This is a genomic window from Terriglobales bacterium, assembly GCA_035624475.1.
Lineage (GTDB): Bacteria > Acidobacteriota > Terriglobia > Terriglobales > Acidobacteriaceae > DASPRL01.
The window spans coordinates 1-2,332 of the sequence record DASPRL010000338.1 but is presented as its reverse complement, the minus strand read 5'-3'; the positions used below and the strand labels follow the sequence as shown (position 1 = coordinate 2,332).

At 66.2% G+C, this 2,332-nt stretch carries 3 protein-coding genes and 1 tRNA gene; 2 read left to right on the top strand and 2 right to left on the bottom strand.

Translation table 11 applies throughout. The annotated features are described in order from the left end of the window. Together VEG08_13380 and VEG08_13375 are read right to left on the bottom strand one after the other, a co-directional pair. Positions 1-346, bottom strand: a 346-nt coding sequence (locus tag VEG08_13380; GenBank protein ID HXZ28978.1) for a 3-hydroxyacyl-CoA dehydrogenase NAD-binding domain-containing protein, incomplete at its 3' end; no start/stop codon positions are given. Positions 347-532: 186 nt separating this feature from the next. Further along, positions 533-1,084: a 2'-5' RNA ligase family protein gene (locus VEG08_13375; GenBank protein ID HXZ28977.1), complete on the bottom strand. Its 552-nt coding sequence runs from the start codon at positions 1,082-1,084 to the stop codon at positions 533-535. Positions 1,085-1,253: 169 nt separating this feature from the next. Between VEG08_13375 and VEG08_13370 the strand changes: the two genes are divergently transcribed. Then, on the top strand, positions 1,254-1,808 hold the full coding sequence (locus VEG08_13370) for a hypothetical protein (GenBank protein HXZ28976.1): 555 nt from the start codon (positions 1,254-1,256) through the stop codon (positions 1,806-1,808). A 147-nt stretch (positions 1,809-1,955) separates the two neighbouring features. Beyond that, positions 1,956-2,032: transfer RNA gene (locus VEG08_13365), tRNA-Pro, on the top strand. Positions 2,033-2,332 lie beyond the last annotated feature (300 nt).

Genomic DNA, 2,332 nt, shown 5'->3' with positions numbered 1-2,332 from the left:
CCACCGGCACCGGCGTGGCCACCACCAGCACCGCGTCGCGTGCAGCCACGCGCGCGATCTTCAGCGCCACCTCCTCGATGTAGTGATAGCTGTCCTCGGCCAGGAAGACCACCTGGGCCTTCTCCACCAGGACGGCCAGGTCGGTGGTGTAGGTGAGGCGGCCGGCGCGCTGGTTGCGCCGCAGCACGTCCTTCAGGTTCTTTTCGTAGAAGGGGATCATCCCTTCGGCCTGGGCGGCGACCCGGTTCACGTCCTCGTCGTAGCAGGCGACGGGGGTGCCGAAATCGGCCAGGCAGGCGGAGATGACCGTGCCCAGATATCCCGATCCATAGACCGCGATCTGCATAACCCACTCCTTCGGCCGCTGCCCGCGGCCTGCACCCAGGTACCCCGTGCGGAGTGTCTGGAAGTCGGTGCCCCTGCAAGGCTTATGTCGTATGAAAGCGCTTCGCGAAGTTCATCCGCAACAGGAAAGACGGACATGTACCTCCGCGCGCCGGGGGACGACTGTAACTGATTGAGCTATCGTGGGTTACTTGTGGGCGGGGGCGAGGCTGCGGCCCAGGTGCACGGGCGCCAGGTCCACCCAGCGGTTGCTCTCGCCTTCGCGCACGAAGGTGAGCTGGTCCACCAGGATGACGCGGGTGCCGCGGTACTCCTGCCAGCGCGCACGGCTGATCTCCAGGGCCTGCTGCGCCTGCTCCAGCCCCGGCATCTTCACGATGGTCAAGTGCGGCATGTAGGGCCACTGCTCGTGGCAGTGCAGCAGCTCGGTATTGACCAGGTCGTGCAATTCGCGCATGCGGTAGGCGGCGTGAGCCACGCGCAGGAAGACGGTGGGAGTGATGGGGGCGAAGCTGGCCACCTCGCCCAGAGTCACCTCGAAGGGGGCCACCTGGCCGCAGAGCCGCTCCAGCAACTCCAGGGCCTCGGGCTCGGAGCCGTGCAAGGGGCGGGGAGGCAGGACGGTGATGTGCGCCGGCAGGTGAGCGTGCTCGGGATGCAGCTGGCGGCGGAGGTCCTCGACGAACCTCCCCACGGGGTTGTTCACGTACCCCACCAGGGCATACTGGCGCGGTTGCATGCAGGGATGATTATATGCCCCGGCGGGGGTGGGAGGACGTTATTGCCGCGGTTCCCCGGAGGCCGAAGGACCCGTCCCACCCCTCTTGACACCCCACCCTCCCATGGCTAGATTGGCGCGCACGTTTCTGGTGCTTGGGGGCGGCCTCCGCCCCGGAGAGGAAGTCCGTATGAGCATCACCTTCGTACGCCGCGCCGGCATCGCTTGCCTGGCGCTGGTGGCGGTCGCATTGTGGATCGCCTCGAGCCCGCGGGTCTCCGCACACGCTGCCGGCGACCGGCCCGGACACCACCATCACGATGACGACGACGATCAGGGCGCGACCTCGTCGTTCGGGCCGCCCTTCGTGTGGGCGTGCACGCCGGCGTATTTCCCGCTGTCGGGGAGCAACACCCCCGCCGACGTGACCATCTTCAACGGCAGCGCGAGCACGGCCAACGTGGCGGTGCACATCTACGACAAGGACGGGAACAACCTGGCGGGCATGACCATCCCCGGCACTTCGCCGGCCGCGACCTACCCGGGGCAGACCGGAACCAGCACGGTACCGGTCGTTTCCAAGAACACGCTGATCGTCTCCTACCAGACGCCACAGGACTCGCCCCCGGGCGGGCCCAACGTCTCGGCCACGGTGGAAGTGGTCTCCGACCAGCCCATCGCGGTGGGTTCCGACTTCCAGTTCAGCGGCTTCCACAACGTCCCTTGCAGTCCGGTGTTCAAATAACGCGGGACTGCCGCGGCTCCTAAGCACGGATGGACCGAAAGGCCCTGCGCTGGAAGCAGGGCCTTTTCTTCGCTGACGGCTGCGGGCTGGCCTTGGGGGATACCCAGGGAGATGGGAGCGGCGCGACATCGGCTACAATCGAGGGGTCGGGGCGTAGCGCAGCCTGGTAGCGCACCTGCCTTGGGCGCAGGGGGTCGGCCGTTCGAATCGGCCCGCCCCGACCAAACTTCCTCCGCGCCATCAAGCACTTGCGATAGTGCCCTCAGTCATTGGCTGCGGATTTGGGCCCGATTTGGGTCCAAATAGCGCAGCCTCCAACCGATTCACCGCCCGTCGCCGGTCGGCCATCATCGAGTGCAGATAAACCTGCCGCGTGATCTCACTCGATGAATGCCCCAGCAGCGCCTGCACGGTCCCAGGGGTGTGCCCAGGGAATCGTCGCAACGTGGCATTCGCATGCTCTTTGCTACTCTTCTTGCCCCTTGCGTTGGAAAAATACTCACTTACTTGAGCGGGTCTTGCAG

What these genes read in the sequence shown, in the direction of transcription:
- VEG08_13370 (HXZ28976.1), top strand. Translation starts at nt 1,254, where the DNA reads ATGAGCATCACCTTCGTACGCCGCGCCGGCATCGCTTGCCTGGCGCTG.
- VEG08_13375 (HXZ28977.1), bottom strand. Translation starts at nt 1,084, where the DNA reads ATGCAACCGCGCCAGTATGCCCTGGTGGGGTACGTGAACAACCCCGTG.